4 protein-coding genes are annotated in these 4,003 nt (G+C 64.3%); 1 reads left to right on the forward strand and 3 read right to left on the reverse strand.

Annotated elements, in window-relative coordinates:
* Positions 1-42 precede the first annotated feature (42 nt).
* Genes WAN02_RS14200 through WAN02_RS14210 form a run of 3 tightly spaced genes read right to left on the reverse strand, consistent with a single transcriptional unit; the run spans position 43 to position 3,079 of the window.
* On the reverse strand, positions 43-1,077 hold the full coding sequence (locus tag WAN02_RS14200; RefSeq protein ID WP_422264839.1) for a pyridine nucleotide-disulfide oxidoreductase: 1,035 nt from the start codon (positions 1,075-1,077) through the stop codon (positions 43-45).
* Positions 1,074-2,675: a glycoside hydrolase family 13 protein gene (locus WAN02_RS14205; protein ID WP_422264840.1), complete on the reverse strand. Its 1,602-nt coding sequence runs from the start codon at positions 2,673-2,675 to the stop codon at positions 1,074-1,076. The genes WAN02_RS14200 and WAN02_RS14205 overlap by 4 nt, the downstream gene beginning before the upstream one ends.
* The gene (locus tag WAN02_RS14210; protein ID WP_422264842.1) at positions 2,675-3,079 is read right to left on the reverse strand and encodes a globin; all 405 of its coding nucleotides are present in this window, start codon (positions 3,077-3,079) and stop codon (positions 2,675-2,677) included. Before WAN02_RS14210 ends, WAN02_RS14205 begins: the two co-directional genes overlap by 1 nt.
* 151 nt (positions 3,080-3,230) lie before the next feature.
* On the opposite strand from WAN02_RS14210, the gene WAN02_RS14215 reads away from it, so the two are divergent.
* Positions 3,231-3,881 (forward strand): HNH endonuclease, encoded by a 651-nt coding sequence (locus WAN02_RS14215; protein WP_422264841.1) that lies wholly within the window; start codon positions 3,231-3,233, stop codon positions 3,879-3,881.
* Positions 3,882-4,003 lie beyond the last annotated feature (122 nt).

Genomic DNA, 4,003 nt, shown 5'->3' on the forward strand with positions numbered 1-4,003 from the left:
GTGTACCGGCGTCGGGGCGATCCGCTGCTGGTGCTGCGCTGACTACGTCGAGTAGTGCAACCACAACGGCAGGATCTCCTGGAGGTAATCCATGAACTTCTTCAGGCCGACGCGGTATTCGACATAGCCGTAGCGGTCGACCGCTCGCTGGGGAAATGCGATCCCAATCCCGAAGAGCCCAGGAGCCAGAATGCCGTTGTCGGCGTTGTAATCCAGCTGACCCCATTGTCGGGTTTCAGGCAACGTCCGGCGCTCCAGGCCGACCGTGTACACCGCGAGGTCGCACTCGGCGAGCCTTTCGTCGAAGTCAGGGCCGTCGACCAGACAACGCTCCAGACGGTCCGGTAACACACCGTCGACGTTCTCTCGCGCCCAGACGGCCGCTTGACCTTTGAGTCCGGAGTCATCGAACAGGATCCAATCATCAAGATAAACAGCATATTTGAGCGGGCTGCGATAAAAGTTGATGACTTTCGCGACCGGGTGACGCAGCAGATGCGGCAGCACGATCATCGACGAGTGTGAAGATCCGAACACCGCCACCGTGGTGCCATCCAACGGCTCCGCGGCGAGCCTCTCCGGGTCAAGAGCGACCTCTAACGGAATCTCCTTCAGTTGAGAATAATTGAGCTTCTTCGGGATTGCCCCCACCGCCAGGATCACATTGGCCGACGTCAGGTCCCGCTGCTCTGTCTCGATCCGCCACTCCCGGTTTTCCAGGGCCAGGCCAGTCGCCGTGGCTTCGACAGTGTCCACCCGCTCGCGCAGTTGTTCGGTGATCCACCTGAGTGGGTCAGCTACCAGGGCGAGGGCGCACGTTTCCTCGGGGTCTGTTTCGGTCAGTGGCATCGGGGGTGCTTCGGAGAACCGAAAGGCCTTGGCGCCGCTCAGATATTCCAGAAAAGCGCCAACCTTTGTATTACTGGACACCGATCGCCACTTCGCGCCGATGTCGCCCGCCGCGAAGGCCGGATCGATCCAGGCGATGTCCTTGTCGGCTATCCCGCGATCGAGGAGCTTCCCCACGGCAGCAATGCCCGCGGGCCCTGCGCCGATGACCGTCCACGCGTAAGTCATGGGTTAGGTATAGAGATCGGCGTCGAGGCCAGCCACGCTGCGGCGTTGGCCGGCAACTTGCCGTCCGCCGTCGGTGCGCTGGCCAGCAGGACTTCGCCGTCGGGCAGCGGAAGCGGCCGCTTGCCGGTGTTGAGGACGCAGCGCAGTCCGCCACCGCTGCGGGCGAACGCCAGGGCGTCGGGAGCCATGTCCAGCCAATCGATACCCTCGCCCGCGAACTCCGCTTGGCCACTGCGTATTTCGAGTGCATGCTGGAAGAATGACAATGTCGAGTCGGCGTCCGCCAGCTGCTTTTCTACCGTCAGTGCGGCCCACTCCGGCGGCATCGGCAACCAGGTGTCCGTCGACGCCGAGAAACCGAACGGGGGAGTGTCGCCGCGCCAGGGGATCGGGATGCGGCATCCGTCGCGGCCGCGGACGGTATGACCCGAGCGTTCCCAGGTCGGATCCCGCAGCGCTTCGTCGGGCAACTCGACATTGGCCAGGCCCAGTTCCTGGCCGTTGTAGAGGAACACCGCGCCGGGCAGGGCGAGCGTCACCAGCGCCATCGCGCGCGCCCGATCCAGTCCGACCGCGCCACCGCCGTAGCGGCTGGGTGCTCGTACGACGTCGTGATTTTCTAACGTCCATGTAGGAGTGGCGTTTTCGATCTCGGCGGCGGCCAGGGTGTTCTCGATCGCGTGGCGGATCTCGGTGATGTCGAATTCGGCACGCACCATGCGGAAATTGAAACCGAGATGCAACTCGTCGGCGCGCAAGTACTCGGCCCAGCTGGCATTGTCGAAGACCCAGACCTCGCCGATGGTCACCGCCTCGGGGTAGTCGTCCATCACCCGGCGGATATTGCGGTGAATCGCATGCACATTGGGATGGTTGAACCGCGGGTCACCGTCGCTGAGCATCCGCGGTCGCATCTCGACATCGGAGTCCGGAAGGCCCGGCGGTTTGGCCATTCCGTGAGCGACGTCGATGCGGAAGCCGTCGACACCGCGCTCCAGCCAGAACCGCAACGTCTTCTCGAGATCGTCAAAGACCTCCGGGTTGTCCCAGTTGAGGTCCGGCTGCTCGACGTCGAAAAGATGGAGGTACCACTGGCCTGGACTACCGTCTGGGTCCTCGACGCGGGTCCAGGACGGTCCGCCGAAAACGGATTGCCAGTTGTTCGGCGGCTCCGCGCCACCGGGCCCGCGACCGTCCCGAAAGATGTAGCGGTTGCGGGCCGCGCTGTCCGGCGCGGCGGCCAGTGCCTCCTGGAACCAGGGATGCTCGGAGCTGGTGTGGTTGGGCACCAGATCCATCGTGATCTTGATGCCGCGCTCATGCGCCGACGCGATCAGTCCTTCGAAAGCCCCTAAATCGCCGAACAGCGGGTCGATGTCGCGCGGATCAGAGACGTCATAGCCGTGGTCGGCCATCGGGGACACCATGATCGGGCTGAACCAGATCGAATCGATGCCCAGTCGTTCCAGATAGTCCAAGTGTGCCGCCACGCCATTGATGTCACCGACGCCGTCGCCGTCGCTGTCGGCGAATGATCGCGGATACACCTGGTAGAACACCGCGTCCGTCCACCACGGCCGCTGTGCATGTGAGGTCATCAGAACTCCGAGTTGACGAGGGAATGCGCGGCCATTTCCAGGTAGTCGAGCAATGCCTTGCGGTGCACGTCGTCGAGGGTCGCCGAGTCGATGGATGCGACCGCGGTATGCATGCAGCGCAGCCAGGCGTCGCGCTCGAACGGGCCGATCTGGAACGGCGCGTGCCGCATCCGCAGCCGGGGATGGCCGCGCTGATCGGAGTATGTCCGCGGGCCGCCCCAATACTGCTCGAGGAACATCCGGAGCCGGATCTCGGCGCCCGCGAGGTCGCTTTCGGGGTAAAGACGCCGCAGAATTTCGTCCTCGGCGACCAGTTCGTAAAAGCGCGACACGATCGCATGGAATGTGTCTGCGCCGCCGACGGCGTCGTAGAAGGTCTCTTGTGGTTGTTCCATCGGTTCCATTGTGGGCCATGCCCAGAGCGGGCCGCTGAGCGACATCTGAACCTTGGCTGCGTGTGTGGCTACCGGGTGTTCACCGGATTGACCAGCGGGCACCCGGCAATTTGGCGTGCGCTGGCTGGCGAATCGTGGTGGACTGTCTGGCGGAGGACGTATGGCGCAGCGCAAACGCCGCCACCACAGTTCGGGTGCCGCGGCAGGCCTCACCGGGCCCGCGACCGGTTCAACCCTGCGTAGCGTCCAAACCGTCGACACGCATCCGCCCGTCGCCCATGACGGCGGATCGATCTGGAATCGCCGGCGGGTGTTGCTGCTGAATTCCACCTACGAGCCGTTGACCGCGTTGCCTGTCCGGCGGGCGATCATCATGCTGATCTGCGGCAAGGCCGACGTCGTGCATGACGACCCGACTGGTCCGGTCGTCCACTCGACGTCCAGGTCGATCGCCGTGCCCTCGGTGATCCGGTTGAAGACGTTCGTCCGCGTGCCCTATCGGGCCCGCGTTCCGATGACGCGTGCGGCACTGATGCATCGCGACCGCTTCTGCTGCGCGTACTGCGGGGCCAAGGCCGACACCGTGGACCATGTGGTGCCACGCAGCCGCGGCGGCGATCACTCGTGGGAGAACTGCGTCGCCTGCTGTTCGACCTGCAATCACCGCAAGGGTGACAAGTCACTGGCCGAGCTGGGCTGGTCGCTGCGCTGGGCGCCGACGTCGCCCAAAGGCCAGCACTGGCGGCTGCTGTCAACCGTCAAAGAGCTCGACCCGGCATGGGCCCGATACCTAGGCGAAGGCGCGGCCTAACGTGTGTAGCCCTCGGTTCGCCGGTGGGATACGGTTTGCGTCGTGAGCACGATGGAAATCCACTCGCTGTTTCTGGGCATCCCGTTGTTGCTGGTCATCCTGCTCGTGGCGCTGATCTGGTC

The organism is Mycobacterium sp. (genome assembly GCF_049281135.1).
GTDB lineage: Bacteria > Actinomycetota > Actinomycetes > Mycobacteriales > Mycobacteriaceae > Mycobacterium.

Coding starts and splice junctions, on each gene's coding strand:
- WAN02_RS14200 (WP_422264839.1), bottom strand. CDS start 1,077: ATGACTTACGCGTGGACGGTCATCGGCGCAGGGCCCGCGGGCATTGCT.
- WAN02_RS14205 (WP_422264840.1), bottom strand. CDS start 2,675: ATGACCTCACATGCACAGCGGCCGTGGTGGACGGACGCGGTGTTCTAC.
- WAN02_RS14210 (WP_422264842.1), bottom strand. CDS start 3,079: ATGGAACCGATGGAACAACCACAAGAGACCTTCTACGACGCCGTCGGC.
- WAN02_RS14215 (WP_422264841.1), top strand. CDS start 3,231: ATGGCGCAGCGCAAACGCCGCCACCACAGTTCGGGTGCCGCGGCAGGC.